Annotated in this window: 2 protein-coding genes; both read left to right on the top strand. The window is 46.6% G+C overall.

All coding sequences use genetic code 11. The annotated features are described in order from the left end of the window. Positions 1 to 169 precede the first annotated feature (169 nt). Positions 170 to 724: a helix-turn-helix domain-containing protein gene (locus tag KW93_RS13135; RefSeq protein WP_033543489.1), complete on the top strand. Its 555-nt coding sequence runs from the start codon at positions 170 to 172 to the stop codon at positions 722 to 724. Continuing rightward, complete coding sequence (locus tag KW93_RS13130; protein ID WP_033543488.1) at positions 708 to 1,649, top strand: alpha/beta hydrolase family protein; 942 nt, start codon at positions 708 to 710, stop codon at positions 1,647 to 1,649. The genes KW93_RS13135 and KW93_RS13130 overlap by 17 nt, the downstream gene beginning before the upstream one ends. Positions 1,650 to 1,715 lie beyond the last annotated feature (66 nt).

Below are 1,715 nucleotides of genomic sequence, written 5' to 3'. Positions count from 1 at the left end.
CTGTCACAGGGTCCAAATGGGAACTGCTGGGAAAGACAGGGACGGGCTATTTAAGAGCTGCTGATGAGAGGAAAGACATTAGGAATTTGTGCTGTGTAAAAAAATCCAGTGCTTTATATTATCATTTATGATAATATAATTGTAATTGATAACGTAAAGGGGTTACTCCATGAATAAAATCGAAACAATTCTCCATCCTGTACGCATTCGCATCATCCAGCAGTTTCTCAATGGCCAGGCGGCGACCGCCAAACAATTGGCTAACACCCTGCCGGATGTCCCACAGGCTACGCTTTACCGGCAATTGGATATACTGGTGAAAGCGGAAATCCTGGCAGTGACGGAACAGAACCAGATAAGGGGAACGATTGAAAAGACATATGAGCTGAACACAGGGGCGGCAATCGTAACAAACGAAGAAGCGAAAGAGATGTCGAAGGAAGATCATCTGAAATTTTTTATGCTGTTCGCCGTGCATTTAACCAAGAGTTTCGAAGAATATCTTGATAAGGATTCGGTGGATTTTGAGCGGGACGGGGTTGGATACAGGCAATTGGCCCTCCATCTCAGTGATGGAGAGTTCAATGAGCTGTTAGGGGATTTGCGGCAAGTCTTTGCAAAATATATAGGTAATGCGCCTTCGCCGGAACGGACGAAGCGTGTCATTTCAACAATTATCATTCCAGAAGGGGAAAGGGGAAAAGAGGATGAAGAAGGAAATTGAAGTAATCATTGAATCGAAATTTGCCATCAGTGGGACGATGACGATTCCAGAAAAAGAGGGAACGAAACTTCCAGCCGTTTTGCTTATGGCGGGATCCGGCAACGCCGACCGTGATGGCAATATGAAAAAGATGAAGATGAATCTTTACAAGGACCTCGCGGATTTCCTGACAGGACAGGGTTTCGTCACGTTGCGCTATGACAAACGCGGCATCAATAAAAGCACTGGAAAGTTCCTGGAAGCCGGCATCAGTGATTTTATTGACGATGGGGCAGCAGCACTGCGTTTTTTGAAGGATCATCCGAATGTGGATTCGGAAAAAGTGGTAATTCTAGGGCACAGTGAAGGCGCATTGATGGCACCGGCTGTCCACAAGGAGGAATCGGCGGCCGGGCTCATCCTGCTCTCGGGCGGGGCAGAAGCGTCCAAGGATTTGTCGGCTTTGCAGAACGAAGCGGCGTTTGAAGAAATGAACGGCGCCGGCGGGTTCAAGGGATGGCTTTACCGCACGTTAAAAGCTGTCGACAAAGCAAGAAAGCAGAACGCAAAGATTTTCAAAAAAATAGAAGCTTCCGATAAAGATGTTATGCGGATCCAGGGCATTCGCATTAATGCAAAATGGATGCGGGAGACCCTATCTTTCAATACCACAGATTACTTGAATGAAGTTGATTGTCCTGTACTTGCCGTAACAGGCGAAAAAGATGTGCAGGTGCCGCCGGAGCACGTGAAGCGCATTCCCGAATTGGTCAAGGGCGAAGCAGAGTGGCATATTATTCCCGGCATGAACCATATCCTTCGTAATTATGAAGGCGAGCATACGATGCTTGGATTGATAAAGGAATACAAAGCGCAGATGGGACAGCCAATTGATCCGCAGCTGTTTAAAGTAATGGGTGGATGGCTGAAGCGGTTCAAGGGTTAAGGCGACCCTGTGTAAGAAAAATATTTATCATACAACAAAAATGCATGAAGAATCCGGTACCTCCAG

This window comes from Planococcus sp. CAU13, assembly GCF_000775575.1.
In the GTDB taxonomy this organism is placed as follows: domain Bacteria; phylum Bacillota; class Bacilli; order Bacillales_A; family Planococcaceae; genus Planococcus.
Note: the sequence above shows the minus strand (reverse complement) of the source record. Positions and strands in the feature narration are given on the sequence as shown.